This is a genomic window from Flavobacterium sp. B183 (assembly GCF_023539155.1).
Taxonomy (GTDB): Bacteria; Bacteroidota; Bacteroidia; order Flavobacteriales; family Flavobacteriaceae; genus Flavobacterium; species Flavobacterium tructae.
Map to the genome: position 1 here is coordinate 4,881,795 of NZ_CP097434.1, position 14,401 is coordinate 4,896,195.

A 14,401-nucleotide genomic window follows, 5' to 3' on the forward strand; every position below is an offset into this window, starting at 1 on the left:
CCTCACAATAAACTTCTTTCCTTTTTTAAACTTTTTTTTATGTCGACATGATATCGGACACTCTTAACAATTCTCTGTCAATCTCAGATTTACCTTTAATTGCTTGTTCAAGAGGTGTCAAAACAACTTTATCAGCCTGCAAACCGACCATATAATTTGATTTACCTTCTATTAAAGATTCTACCGCTTTTACTCCCAAACGGCTTGCTAAAACACGGTCAAAGCAAGATGGAGAACCACCACGCTGCATATGTCCTAATACAGATACTCTAACGTCGTATTCCGGCAGATTGGCTTCAACATAATCTTTTAATTCGAAAACATTTTTACCTATTTTATCTCCTTCGGCAATAACTACTATACTTGATGATTTTCCTGAAGCTTTACTTTTTTGAAGTGAATCTAATAATCGGTCTAAACCTAAATCTTCTTCAGGAATAAGAATTTCTTCTGCACCGGCTCCAATTCCGGCATTAAGAGCAATATGACCTGCATCTCTACCCATTACCTCTACAAAAAACAGACGGTTATGCGAACTTGCAGTATCTCTAATTTTATCGATACAATCTACAACAGTATTTAAGGCTGTGTCATAACCTAAAGTATGGCTGGTTCCAAAAATATCATTGTCAATTGTTCCTGGAATTCCCATTACCGGAAAACCGTATTCTGAATTAAAAATTAATCCTCCGGTAAAACTTCCGTCTCCTCCAATAACAACCAAAGCATCTACTCCGGCTTTTAAAAGATTTTCGTGCGCTTTTTTTCTACCTTCCGGGCTTCTAAACTCAACTGAACGAGCTGATTTCAAAATCGTTCCGCCTTTGTTCACAATATTATTTACGCTACGGGGCCCCATTTCTTTGAAGTCACCTTCAATCATTCCTTGATATCCCCTATAAATCCCTATGCATTCTATATTATGATAAGCACATGTTCGAACAACTGATCGTATTGCGGCATTCATTCCTGGTGAGTCACCTCCTGATGTTAGAACACCAACTTTTTTTATCGTTTTTGGCATTATTTAAGTATTAAAGTGTAAAATTAGCAAACATTCACCACTTATCGGGTTATCTTTATAATAAATTAGCAAAATATGTTAAATTCAAACGTTTTCGTTAATAAGTTTTTCTAAAGCAAAAATTTCATTCTCCATAATAAATGTCCCCTATTTAAATTGAATATTTAAAATTAACAATACATTACTGAAGTGTTATAAAATTTGACAGCAATCCTTACTAGCAAAAAATAAGCAAGTCTCTAAAATTAAAACAAAAAAACCATTCGCAGTAACGAATGGTTTTTTATCTGTATCTTTTTAACAAATCTTCTAAAAGTCATTGTCAGGAATTAATCCTTCATTATTTATGGGTGGAGGAACTTTTGGTTCTTCTTTTTTCTCTTTCTTCTCCTCCTTCTTTTTGTTCTTATCTGCGTTCTTTTTATTCGAGAAATTAACAAAATCAGGATTTAGGTTGTTATCCTGCAAATCGTTTGTGGAATTTTTGATCGCTCTTTCCAGCTTATGATTTTTGAAAATTTTATTTACCAGCTCGCTAAAAGTATCAAAATCCACTTCATACGAAATACCAACACCTTGTGTATACCCAATCCCTTGTCCTATATAATTGATATCGTTTTCTTTATTAAACAAACGAAGATTCATTGATCCGTCCTCATTAACTCTGTACAAGATTTCGATATCTCCAACAATAGCAGATTCATTTACTCCACCTACCGGAACTCCAAGTTTTCCGTTGATTGTAATTCTTTCATTGATCTGACCGGATATATTCGCCACAAACTGTCCATCGGCTTCTTGCCCAAGTCTTTTATCAGCTGAGATATAATTCAAATCGATATTGACCTTATCATTATCTGATTTTATAATACCTCCTAACAAACTGGAAGCGGTTTCAGTTAAGGTTCCTGAAAAATCACCCTGACTAAATCCATCTGTACTCATAAACGAACCTGTTGACAGTAAATATAAGGCCTGAGTCTGACGAATGTCTTTATCGTCTAACTTATATTGTATCTCTGATTTAAGCACGGTACTGACAGAAGGAAACTGTATGTCAAAATTAGGTTCCGGACTGGCCAAATCTCCACGTAATCCAATTACCACTTCGACTGGTACTTTTTTATTGAATGAAGAAGTATTGTCTAACAGTACTGCCGGATTTGCAGTTGTTTTATAAACAGCTTCCAGATTCAATTGTGCTTTCATCGGGTTTCCTTCCCAAATAATTGATCCTCCTTTTTTAACGGAGAATTTTTTATCAATTAAACCACCGTATTTAAAATTATAAGTTCCTTCGTATGCCTGGAAATCCCCCCACATATTAAATTTACCCAGTGTATTAATTTTAAATAATAACGATCCGTATCCTTTTCCTTTCATACCATGTCCGGAACTTCGATCTAAAATTACCTCTACCTCGGCATCGGGAGTAATATCAAAATCAAACTCCAGTTCCAATCCGTTGTAATTCTTGGTCTTTTCAAGTATACCATTTGCCAGATTGTACTTTTCCTGCGGTGTTACAAAATGAATCCAGTTGCTTTCTCCAACACTCTGGGCATTGTTTATAGGAATCTTAACCTGAGTTCCTTTTTCTGATTTCGCTTCTACTTTTATAAACAATCCTTCTGTAGGACCTTTAATACTGGCTGTACCATTTATAAATGCCGTACCAAAATAAGCTGCATCTTCACTGTCTTTAGTATCGAGTGCCAGCAATCGCTTAGACGTAATATTTAAATCCAGCTTCCAGTCGCCAAAATTATGGTGTTCAATACTACCGTTCAGCAATCCTTTTGTTCCGTATTTGGTATCCGTTAGCTGATTGTTTCTAAACAGAAATTTTTCATCTGTTAAATCAATCACGGTACGATCGCTTAATTCGTAATCTGTATTCAGGTATGGAATGGTCATCCCGGCTTTCTCCACATACAAACGTCCGTTAATTTCAGGTTTTTTCAGATTCCCCACCACGGCGGCATTCCCTGAAACCGATCCTCTAACATTAGAAAGCACATCACCTCCAACTGTTCCTAAGGTCGCCAGATTAAATCCTTCGAGTTTCAAACTCAAATCTAAAAAGGTCTCCTTGTTTTCAACCGCAAAAGTTCCTTCTGCTTTAAACGATTCTGTAAATCCGTTTTGAATAGAAGAATTGATTGTGAATTTTTTAAAACTTTCATCTCCCGCAATATCAAAATTAAGCGTACCTAAATCCGTTTTATTCAGATTCAGATGATCAATCACAATAGAGGCCGTGGGCTGATAAACGTCTTTATTCTGTTTGTAATTTACATTTCCATTTAAATTACCATTAAATACGAACTTAGAATTAAAAGGTGTGATTTTATTAATATCCACATCTTCAAAATTCAACACCAAATCTTTATAATCTTTCCCTTTTATGACACCATTCAAATCTATTTTCTGATTCTCATGAGACAATACAATATTATCAATAGTGAAATTTTTAAAGTACTGATCAAAAACAATCTGATTGTCTTTTTCAGCATCTTCATTTAAATACCATAAATAGTCTTTAAATTTCATCTCAGACTTCTTAATCCCTATGATATTGTTTTTATTTTTATCGATAGTATGATAGAGATCCAGATTATAATAATCTTCCCCTTTATCCCCTCCTTTAAATTCAGATCGTACAAACAGAGTATCTTTAGCCGTAACGTTAATCAAATTAAAATCGCGTACTTTATAATAAGGTGTTTTAATACTGTCCAGCTCTACATAAGCATTATAAAGCGTATTTTTATTGTCGATCGTAATTCGAATATTGTCAAAGGTATTTTTGGCAGCGACAATTTTTTCGGAATTAAACTTGAATTTAAACTCCTGAAGATCCGAATCAATTTTTCCTCTCACTGTGGTACTTGAATCAATTTTGATGTCCGGATATAACATCTCCACTATCTTATCGTACACATGAAAGTTGAAACGCAAAAATTGCCCTTTCTTAAGCTTGTAAGGCTTATAATTGGTATACAAACTTCCCACTGAATTCATGACCAGCTTGTCCAGCTGTGCAAATTGAAACTTACCTACTATTTCACCCTTTACTACGTCATTAGAACCAATAGTAATTGTTCGCAGTTTATCGGCATCAAAATGTGAGTTGATTGTAAGATCATCAAAAACATAGGTGTCCTGAGGGTTTTGATACACAGCCTCTTTGATCGAAATCGTTCCCTGTAAATTCTCTATGGAATTTCCGGTCACTGCTACAACGGCATCTCCTCTAAAATGTGAAATAGAATCGTTTATAAATTTAAGTTTACGCAAATCGGCATTGTCTACGTTAATATGAAAGTCATAGCGATTTTCACGCTTACTTAAATCGACCATTCCATCAAACAGTAAACTTAAATTTGGATCATTTATAGAAACCTGTCCTTTATAATAAGGCAATTTAAAATTACCGTTTACAACAATATTATTATAGGTATATTTATTGTAATCTAATTTCGCGATATCTCCTTTAACAATGGTATTGAGGTATTTTTCGGTAAACCCTACTCCGTCTACATCCACATTCAAAGTCGTTCTTCCAATATCTTTACGATTCAGTACCGCACCAATATTAAAATTCTCCAGGATTACATTTCCGGAATACGAGGCTTTGTCAATAAAATCAATATTATTCATGTGCAAATCGACCTGACCGTTACCTAAATCGGTAATCATTTTAAAATCGGTTTCTAAGGCTGTAGTCGAAACTTTTGCTTTTCCAACGATATTGAATTTACCAATTCGTCGTAATTCCTTTGGAAGTGTTTTACCCAAAATACCCGGCAATAAAACGACCAGATTATCGTAACTCGAAACCAGTCTTTCGAACTTCCCATCCATAGAAAACTTCTGTGTTTTGCTTCCTAAAAGATTCTTGAAGTTAATGGTTCCAAAGATTCTTGAACCATTAGTATCACTCAATCTAAGACGTCTTAAATTAAGATCATTCAAGGTTCCTTTTATTTTTGTTTTAATTTTAAAATGCTGGTTTTTTCCCAAGCCATCATAAAAATAACGAATATCATTTGACGCAATGGAAGCAGAATCTAAAGCTACATCAAACTTTACTTTATCGGTAAAATGTAGAAAATCCTCTATTTTATAGTTTAAAATCGCTTTTCCGTAAATAGATGATCTTTTAGTCTTTATCGCCAGATTTTCAACCTTGATCTGCTTTTTAGTGTAACTGAACTTCCCAGCAAAGTTTGACACATACAATCCTCGGTGATCTAAGAAAGAAAATCGGTGAATATTTGTATTTATATCCGGTCCGTATAACTTAAACTCGCTGATGTACGCATTCAATTTTTTAAAATCAAGAAATCTTGGCGTGTTTTTATTCTCATCCACAACAGAAAAAGCCCCCTGAGATATGTAAGCATTCTTGGCTGTCAGCAAAAAGTGCTTGTTGGATTTTGGTGTTTTTTTTCCTGTTTCAAACAGCTTAATAAACTTGTTGATATTATTCTCGTCTTCGTTTTTATACGTTTTGAGATTAAAAATCATACCGGTCAGCCGAATATCTCCAAAAAGCAAATCACCATCTAATAATCTTTTAATACTAAGAATATCAGTGGTAATTATATCAGAATAGATTAAAGTCTTCTTATGATGGTCGCGAATCAGAACCTTCTTGAGTTTTACACCTCCAAAAATATTTATGGCAACTTTTTCAACACTAATATCAGTCTTAAAATCAGTGTTTAAAGATTCTGTAACGTATCTCGCTATTTTGGTCTGAACCACAGGCAAAGCCAAGATGATAGCAAGTGCTAACAAAAGTAAAATTAAACCAATTAGGGTTCGGGATATTATTTTCTTTACTTTTCTGATAGCTGCTATATTTTAGTTTTCTTTTAAATTTACTTTGAACAGACAAAGAACGGCTGTTTTTGATAAAAATTCTTTAATTTTGGCTTCTCCTTATAATAAAAGAAAATCAAATATTTGATTCGTCAAATATAATTCAAAAATCGTGCTTTTATATGCAAAATTCAGAGGTTTTTATTCTAGCCATCGAAAGTTCATGCGATGATACTGCTGCCGCGGTTCTACATAACGACAAAGTACTCTCAAATGTTGTGGCCAATCAGTTAATTCACAATCAATATGGAGGTGTTGTTCCTGAATTAGCTTCAAGAGCACACCAGCAAAATATTGTTCCGGTAATTGATGCCGCACTTCGTAAGGCAAATGTACAAAAAGATCAACTAACTGCTATCGCTTTTACGCAAGGTCCGGGCTTAATGGGATCTTTATTAGTAGGCAGTTCTTTTAGTAAATCATTGTCGTTAGCGCTCAAAATTCCGCTAATTGCTGTAAATCATATGCATGCCCATATTTTAGCACATTTTATCGATGAAGAAGGGTTTGATAAACCGGAGTTTCCTTTCCTGGCGCTCACCATTAGCGGAGGTCATACTCAAATCGTTAAAGTAAACGGTTTTTTTGATATGGAAATTATTGGCGAAACTACTGATGATGCCGTTGGCGAAGCCTTTGACAAGAGTGCCAAAATCCTTGGACTTCCTTATCCGGGCGGGCCGCTGATCGACAAATATGCAAAATTAGGAAATCCAAAAGCCTTTACTTTTACCAAACCAAAAGTACCGGGACTTGACTTTAGTTTCTCCGGACTAAAAACGGCCATCTTGTATTTTATTCAAAAAAATAAACTTGAAAATCCTAATTTTATCGAAGAGAACCTGAATGATATTTGCGCTTCCATTCAACATACCATTATCGAAATTTTGATGGACAAATTGAAATTAGCGGTAAAAGAAACCGGAATCAAACAAATTGCCATTGGCGGAGGAGTTTCGGCTAATTCAGGCATCAGAACCCGATTGAAAGAAAGCGAAGGCCAATACGGATGGAAAACCTTCATACCAAAATTTGAATATACTACCGACAATGCCGCCATGATAGGAATTGTGGGGTATCAAAAATATTTATCAAAACGTTTCGAAACTTCAGCAGTAGTTTCGAAAGCGCGAATTCAATTTTAATTATGCAATTATTTTACAATCCTGATATCGACGAATCTACAGAACGCTTTTCTTTTGACAAAGAAGAAAGCCGTCATATTATAAAAGTTTTACGCAAAAAAGATTCCGATATTCTACACGTAACCAATGGTTCGGGCTTGTTGTTTGAAACCCAAATTACTTTAGCATCAGACAATAAATGTATAGTCGAAGTCATTTCGATCAAAAAATCACCTGCTCCAAAATTCAGACTGCATTTAGCAGTTGCACCAACCAAAATGAATGATCGTTTTGAATGGTTTTTGGAAAAAGCTACAGAAATAGGAATTCAGGAAATCACCCCTATTTTTTGTGATCGTTCAGAAAGAAAAGTAATTAATCCGGAGCGTTTTGAAAAGATTATTTTATCGGCAATGAAACAATCCAACGAAACCTATCTGCCTAAATTAAATGAAGCCATTTCGTTTAAAGAATTCATCAAACAAAAAAACGATGGCCAGCAATTGATTGCGCATTGTGAAGAAACCGATAAAAAATCTTTAAAGGAGGTTTTGAAACCCAATGAAAGTGTTACCCTGCTTATTGGCCCGGAAGGAGACTTTTCTGAAAAAGAAATTGCACTGGCTTTAGAACACAAATTCCAGCCCGTTACTTTAGGAAATACCCGATTGCGAACAGAGACTGCTGCAATTGTAGCTTGTCATAGTGTTGTGTTTTTTAATGAAGTTTAATAATGAGAGTTTTGTCATAAAATGACAAGAGAGACCATAATAACTAAAGTAAAACGACTAGCTAAATACAATCCTATGAAAAAAATATTTCTATTATTACTATTGGTTTCTGTTTCTTCCTTTTCACAGGAGATTGCGTTGTTAAAATATAGCGGTGGCGGTGATTGGTATGCCAATCCAACATCATTACCTAATTTAATTAAGTTTTGCAATGCTAACATCAATACGAGAATAAAAGCAAAACCATCAACAGTAGAACCGAGTAATCCGGATCTGCTCTCTTATCCGTTTGTTCATATGACGGGACATGGAAATGTTGTTTTTAGCGATGCTGATGTAAGTAATCTTAGAAATTATTTAAATGGTGGTGGTTTTCTCCATATTGACGACAATTACGGAATGGATCAATACATCCGAAAAGAGATTAAAAAAATATTCCCAAACAATAACTTAATCGAAATTCCGGCCAATCATCCCATATTCCAAAAGCCTTTCCCATTTCCAAATGGTCTGCCAAAAATCCACGAACATGACGGAACACGTGCTCAGGCCTTTGGTATCTTTGTCGAAAACAAATTGGTATTACTCTATACTTATGAATGTGACTTAGGAGATGGCTGGGAAGATCCCGAAGTACACAATGACCCTGCTCCGGTTAGAGACAAAGCCTTAAAAATGGGAGCCAACATTATCAATTATATTTTTACCAATTAAATTTTAGAAGGTGCAGCTTACTCACGAAGAAAATCAATTTGAACGAAAAACATTTCCGATAACATTGGTTTGTGATCACATTTATTTTCAGCAGAATATTGGTTCTCTTTTTAGAATCAGTGAGGCATTTGGAGTAGAGAATATCATTTTTTTAGGGAAAGATATTCCGTTAACTCCCCGAAAAATCAACAAAACTTCACGAAGCACTCATCTTCACGTTGCCCATACGATAATTGAAGAAACAGCCGATCTGGCGGACTATCTGCTTCAAAATAATTTTGAAATTATTGCTTTAGAGATCGCAAGTAACAGCAAACCGCTAAGAGAAGTTCTAATTCCTGAAAATCAAAAAATTGCACTTTTAATTGGAAGTGAGATTAACGGAATCTCTGAAGAGCTTTTAAAAATTTCAAACCAAATTGTCCACATCAATATGTTTGGAAAGAACAGCAGTATGAATGTTGTACAAGCGGCAAGTATTGCCCTTTATGAAATTACTTCTTTTTAAATTTTTTCACATTTTAAATCTCAAGTATACAACTTATTTTGATACTACCTTTTGTTGTTTCTTCCGGATTTACTCCAAATGAAGGAATACCAGGAATTATTGTTTGACATGTAAGACAGTCGGATAGAATTTCATGGCTAATTTGATTCAAAATTACCATTAATTTAACAGTTATTCTTACGTATAAATACTTACGAAAATTTCACTCTGTAATATTTGTCAAAAAAATCTTCTATAAACGATAAAAATCGACGCAATAACATTCTTAAAAACAGCATTGTACGAAATTACTTCTTAATTATTTTTGCTATTTTTTTGTAAGAACTAGATTGTACAAGGGTTTGTAAAATTCTCACAAATAATATTATGTAAATATTTTGTTACAATAATTTTTTTGTTATAAAATTGCATTATAATTAACCAAAACAAATTTTTTATAACAAAAACCCAAGTTATTATGAAAAAAATCATTGTTACTGCATTTACAGCATTAGTGCTGTTTTCTTGCCAAAACGACCAATCAGAATCTGCGGATTCAAAAGTTGAAGCTATTGCACATCGCGGATGCGCAAGTCAGGAAGTTTTAGAAGCTCAACTGAAAGCTGATCCAACTTTAGCAATCAGAATGAACGAAATCAATGCTTTCACTGAAAATGCAATCCTTACCAAACGTCTTGTAAATGGTAAAATTGAAATTCCGGTCGTAGTTAATGTTCTTTACAGAACTGCAGCAGAAAACATTTCTAATGCGCAAATTCAAACACAAATTGATGTCTTAAATAAAGATTTCAATGCCTTAAATTCAGATTACAATAGTGTACCAGCTCTTTTTTCTGGCGTAAAAGCAAATGTTGGAATTACATTCGTTTTAGATCAGGTAATTAGAAAATCTACTACCAAAACTTCATGGGGAACAAGCGATGCTATGAAGAAAACAGCTCAAGGTGGTCTTGCACCAACTTCTCCAACAACAAAACTAAACATGTGGTCTTGCACTATTGGAGGAGGTATTTTAGGTTATGCACAATTTCCTGGAGGAGCTGCTGCTACAGACGGAGTTGTTGTTGATCCGAAATATTTTGGTCTTTCCGGAGCAGCAAATGCACCGTTTAACTTAGGAAGAACAGCTACTCACGAAGTAGGACACTGGATGAACTTACGTCACATCTGGGGAGATGCTACTTGTGGAAGCGATTTAGTTTCAGATACTCCTACACACAACACTGCAAACTATGGTGTACCGGCTTATCCTCACTATAGTACTTGTTCAGGAACTCCAGTTGAAATGACAATGAACTATATGGATTACGTTGATGACAACGCTATGTATATGTTCTCTCAAGGACAAAAAAGCAGAATGGCTGCGATATTTGTTACAGGAGGTCCAAGAGCTTCTTTTGGAATCTAATACCAAACAAGTATAAAAAACAAACTGAAAAGCGGGATGGCAACATCCCGCTTTTTTTTGTTTACTTCAAAAATTTCAAAAGCTTTTTTCCTATATTTATCATCTAAAATCGAATCATGATAACATCGAAAACAATATCTAACGGAATTTTGCGAGCTTTAACAACAATCCTGATTGTCGCAGCTGTCCTATATTTTCTATACCAAATCCAGACTGTAATTGTCTATCTGTGTATTTCGCTGTTATTGTGTTTAATTGCCAATCCGTTAATTCAATTTTTAAAGAATAAATTAAAGTTCAGTAATTCACTGGCTGCAACTACAGCGCTAATCTTATTCATTCTTGCAATTGTTGGTTTCATTCTACTGTTTGTGCCGTTAATCATTTCGCAAGCCAATAATTTATCCTTACTTGATACTCAAAATCTGCAACAGCAATTTCTCGAAACAGAACGCAGTATTGAAAATTATTTTAATATCCAGCATCTGGATCTTGATAAGGTTTTAAAAGAATCCAAAATCACATCTATAATCGATTTCAGCTACTTTACTGGTTTCCTGAATTCAATTATCGGCTTCATGGCCAATATGGGAATGGGATTGGTATCTGTATTTTTTATAACCTTTTTCTTTATCAAAGATCAGGATGCCTTTAAAGTTAGTGCCCGAAAAATTCTTCCTGACACTAATGAAGACAAAATCTTAAATTCAATAACCAAAATAAACCATTTTCTGACCCGTTATTTTATTGGGCTATTACTGCAGCTAACGGTTGTATTCATCCTGTATCTAATTGTTTTGATGATTTTTGGAAATAAAAATGCCTTTGTTATTGCCTTTTTATGTGCCATCTTGAATATTATTCCATACATAGGACCAATTATAGGAACCATACTCGCGGGACTTTTAACAATGATTAGTATGATCGGAAGTGATTTTCAATCGGAAATACTTCCTAAAACAATCTATGTACTTATAGGGTTTCTGTTGGTTCAGGCTATTGATAACAACATCAGTCAACCCATAATCTCATCAAAAAGCGTAAATTCGCACCCGTTAGAAATATTCCTGATTACTTTAATCAGTGGAATTACTTTTGGAATTGTTGGGATGATTATTGCCATTCCGGCCTTTACCATGGTGAAAGTAATTTTAAAAGAATTTTTTCCTGACAACAAAATTGTCTCTGTATTAACCGAAAGAATATAACATTGAATACTGCTATTTTAGACCCAAACATTCAGGAATTCATAACTCAAAATAGTGGTGTCCCAATTACAAAATTAGCGCTTCAGAAAAATCCATTTCCTGAAATAGACTGGATTGTACTTTTAAATCAGATTGAAGCAAAATCGAAAGCAAAAGACAAGTTACCTACCTGGTTTGCTGCCGAAAATATTATTTATCCCTCTAAAATATCGGTTGAACAAACTTCATCCGAAAGAACTGCCGCTTACAAAGCATCTTTAATTTCCGGAGAAAGCTTAATTGATCTTACAGGAGGTTTTGGTGTGGATGATTACTATTTCTCTCAAAAATTCAAAAACATAGCGCATTGCGAAATAAATAACGATTTATCGGCAATTGTAAAACATAATTTCAAACAGCTTAAAGTCGAAAACTGTACTTTTTATGCTGATGATTCTACTTCAGTTTTAAATCAATCCCATAAAAAGTGGGATTGGATTTATATTGATCCGTCCCGTAGAAACGACGCTAAAGGTAAAGTTTTTATGCTGAAAGACTGCTTACCCAATGTTCCTGATTTGCTAAATTTTTACTTTGAGAAAACAGAATCCATTTTAATAAAAACGGCTCCGCTATTAGATCTTTCTGCAGGATTATCAGAACTTCAATTTGTTAAAAACATCCATATTATTGCTCTTGAAAACGAAGTAAAAGAATTGCTTTTTGAGATTCATAAAAATTATTCTGGCGAAATCACCATAAAAACGGCCAATATTCTGAAAGATAAAATCGAGACTTTTGATTTTATTTTAGGAAACGAAATTGGTTTTCCTTCTTACGAGCTTCCTCAAAAATACGTTTACGAGCCCAATTCAGCTATTATGAAATCAGGAGGATTCGATGAAGTAAGTACTATTTTTAAGATCAACAAACTTCATAAACATTCTCATCTCTATACCTCAGAAATTTTAATCGAGTTTCCCGGACGACGTTTTGAAATCGAAAAAACAATCTCATACAGTAAGAATGAGATGAAAATTGAACTTGCCAATCAGCAGGCCAATATCACAACGCGAAACTTTCCGGACACGGTAGAAAACATTCGAAAAAAATGGAAAATAAAAAACGGCGGAAATTTGTATTGTTTTTTTACAACTGATAAAAATGATAACAAAATAGTTTTAATTTGCAGAAAAATAACTTAAAAATGAAACAACTAATTACACTAACCTTTTTATTACTAACCTTAACCGCCTTTGCACAAAAACCATGTGAATACAGTGCGAATGTTACCGACTCCTTAGGGACTTATAAAGTAACAAACGACTACATGATCAGCGAAAAATACTTTGGAGGTACTTTTGATTATGTTTTCTTCGCGCTGGCACAAACTGACGGTCTGCCGACCTTAAATTTGCAGCTTATCCAAAAAAGTAAAGATTTTATAAAAGCCAATTGCTTTGATAAAAATTCAAAAGTTTTTTTACAATTAGAAAACGGGAAAATCGTAACATTAATTCATATTGATAAAGAAAGCTGTGGTACACTTATTCATGACGAAAAAGGGTTCGATAATCGCATCAATACGGGAATTTTTATGTTCATGAAAGAAGGTTTTGAAGAGCTCAAAAAATCCCCTGTTTCAATTATGCGTATAAAATATCTGACCAATATAGAAGATTACATTGTAAAAAGAGAATTAACCTCTGAACTCAACGGTAAAGTTTACCATCCGAATACTTACTTCATGGAAAACATAAGATGTGTTGAATAATTAATCGCATTTCCACTTTTGGTTCGAGACTTTATCCTTTAAACCTGTCTTTAAATTATAATGCCACCACTCCGAATCAAAAGAATTGAATCCGTTTTTGATCATCACTCTTTTTAAATATTTTCGATTTGCTTTGACTGACACTGGAAATTTTTTATAATTATGACCGGCCTCGATGCCAAAAAAGTCAAAATTAGTACCCATCTCCAGCTCCTCTCCCTTAGCATTTACTAAAGTAATATCAACGGCTCCTCCTTTATTATGGATGGAGCCTTTTTTTGGATCTGCCACATACTCCGGATTCGATACGATCTCCCACATCTTTTTCTGAATAGACAGAGGCCTATAACAGTCGAAAAGTTTGATTCTACAACCATCCTTGATAAAATCATTATTTGCTGCTATCAGAGCTTTTACCGTTTTATAGCGCAACAAACATTCGGCACAATCGTAAACTTTAGCCTTCAAAAAATTATCTTCAGTAGCATATTTCATATCATAAACGAAATCGCTACTGTAATCTTTCAAATTCACAAAAGTCGTATCGGCAATTTCTTCATTATCCTCAGATGAATAGGATTCATTTTGAGCATTTGAAGAAAGTCCATAAAAGAAAAGACAAAACAGAAATAGTAAAGTATGAGCGGAAGATGAACTTAATTTCATGACATATATATATTGTAAGAAGTAAATATAAACAAAACCACGTAACGTAATCCAATCAAACTTCTAAATCTCACCTGTCTGCATAATATTTTCCTTTGCTCCCTTGCCTTTTAACACTCTAAAAACTAACCTGACAGCATGATAAGACGGGTGTTGCAATTTTTTCAGAACAGGTATTGCCTGAAATTATAATAACAAAATTTAACAAAACCATAAAACATTAGTAATTAATCATTTACAATGTTTTTTTTCTTCAAAATAAAAAATGTCAATATCCTATTTTATTCGATTAACTCAACAATTAACCTTTGTGGCAGTAAAAAAACATATTGGAAAGCTTAAAATTCTTATATTTACTTTTTACCTAGCCGAATA

At 34.0% G+C, this 14,401-nt stretch carries 11 protein-coding genes; 8 read left to right on the forward strand and 3 right to left on the reverse strand.

Annotated elements, in window-relative coordinates; translation table 11 throughout:
- Nucleotides 1-37: 37 nt before the first annotated feature.
- Nucleotides 38-1,024: a 6-phosphofructokinase gene (gene pfkA, locus M4I44_RS19870; RefSeq protein ID WP_017497661.1), complete on the reverse strand. Its 987-nt coding sequence runs from the start codon at nt 1,022-1,024 to the stop codon at nt 38-40.
- A gap of 309 nt (nt 1,025-1,333) precedes the next feature.
- Nucleotides 1,334-5,830, reverse strand: a complete 4,497-nt coding sequence (locus tag M4I44_RS19875) for a translocation/assembly module TamB domain-containing protein (RefSeq protein WP_249965857.1) — start codon at nt 5,828-5,830, stop codon at nt 1,334-1,336.
- A 206-nt stretch (nt 5,831-6,036) separates the two neighbouring features.
- On the opposite strand from M4I44_RS19875, the gene tsaD reads away from it, so the two are divergent.
- From tsaD to M4I44_RS19915, 8 genes are all read left to right on the forward strand, one after another.
- Entirely contained in the window at nt 6,037-7,059 is a 1,023-nt protein-coding gene (gene tsaD / locus M4I44_RS19880; RefSeq protein WP_017497663.1) for a tRNA (adenosine(37)-N6)-threonylcarbamoyltransferase complex transferase subunit TsaD, read from the forward strand.
- 2 nt (nt 7,060-7,061) lie between these two features.
- The gene (locus M4I44_RS19885) at nt 7,062-7,769 is read left to right on the forward strand and encodes a 16S rRNA (uracil(1498)-N(3))-methyltransferase (RefSeq protein WP_249965858.1); all 708 of its coding nucleotides are present in this window, start codon (nt 7,062-7,064) and stop codon (nt 7,767-7,769) included.
- 75 nt (nt 7,770-7,844) lie between these two features.
- The gene (locus M4I44_RS19890) at nt 7,845-8,483 is read left to right on the forward strand and encodes a DUF4159 domain-containing protein (RefSeq protein ID WP_249965859.1); all 639 of its coding nucleotides are present in this window, start codon (nt 7,845-7,847) and stop codon (nt 8,481-8,483) included.
- Between the two features lie 10 nt (nt 8,484-8,493).
- Complete coding sequence (locus M4I44_RS19895) at nt 8,494-8,991, forward strand: TrmH family RNA methyltransferase (RefSeq protein WP_017497666.1); 498 nt, start codon at nt 8,494-8,496, stop codon at nt 8,989-8,991.
- Nucleotides 8,992-9,448: 457 nt separating this feature from the next.
- A complete protein-coding gene (locus tag M4I44_RS19900; protein ID WP_017497667.1) occupies nt 9,449-10,399 on the forward strand; it encodes a zinc metalloprotease in 951 nt (316 codons plus the stop codon).
- Nucleotides 10,400-10,515: 116 nt separating this feature from the next.
- Entirely contained in the window at nt 10,516-11,607 is a 1,092-nt protein-coding gene (locus M4I44_RS19905) for an AI-2E family transporter (protein WP_017497668.1), read from the forward strand.
- Nucleotides 11,608-11,609: 2 nt separating this feature from the next.
- Nucleotides 11,610-12,791 (forward strand): class I SAM-dependent methyltransferase, encoded by a 1,182-nt coding sequence (locus M4I44_RS19910; RefSeq protein WP_249965860.1) that lies wholly within the window; start codon nt 11,610-11,612, stop codon nt 12,789-12,791.
- Nucleotides 12,792-12,793: 2 nt separating this feature from the next.
- On the forward strand, nt 12,794-13,360 hold the full coding sequence (locus M4I44_RS19915; RefSeq protein WP_070908898.1) for a hypothetical protein: 567 nt from the start codon (nt 12,794-12,796) through the stop codon (nt 13,358-13,360).
- On the opposite strand, the gene M4I44_RS19920 is transcribed toward M4I44_RS19915, so the two are convergent.
- Nucleotides 13,361-14,026, reverse strand: coding sequence for a M15 family metallopeptidase (locus tag M4I44_RS19920; RefSeq protein ID WP_249965861.1), 666 nt, complete (start codon nt 14,024-14,026; stop codon nt 13,361-13,363).
- Between the last annotated feature and the right edge of the window lie 375 nt (nt 14,027-14,401).

Bases quoted from the DNA above. Each gene is read 5' to 3' on its own strand.
- pfkA (WP_017497661.1), bottom strand. From the start codon at position 1,024: ATGCCAAAAACGATAAAAAAAGTTGGTGTTCTAACATCAGGAGGTGAC.
- tsaD (WP_017497663.1), top strand. From the start codon at position 6,037: ATGCAAAATTCAGAGGTTTTTATTCTAGCCATCGAAAGTTCATGCGAT.
- M4I44_RS19885 (WP_249965858.1), top strand. From the start codon at position 7,062: ATGCAATTATTTTACAATCCTGATATCGACGAATCTACAGAACGCTTT.
- M4I44_RS19890 (WP_249965859.1), top strand. From the start codon at position 7,845: ATGAAAAAAATATTTCTATTATTACTATTGGTTTCTGTTTCTTCCTTT.
- M4I44_RS19900 (WP_017497667.1), top strand. From the start codon at position 9,449: ATGAAAAAAATCATTGTTACTGCATTTACAGCATTAGTGCTGTTTTCT.
- M4I44_RS19905 (WP_017497668.1), top strand. From the start codon at position 10,516: ATGATAACATCGAAAACAATATCTAACGGAATTTTGCGAGCTTTAACA.
- M4I44_RS19915 (WP_070908898.1), top strand. From the start codon at position 12,794: ATGAAACAACTAATTACACTAACCTTTTTATTACTAACCTTAACCGCC.
- M4I44_RS19920 (WP_249965861.1), bottom strand. From the start codon at position 14,026: ATGAAATTAAGTTCATCTTCCGCTCATACTTTACTATTTCTGTTTTGT.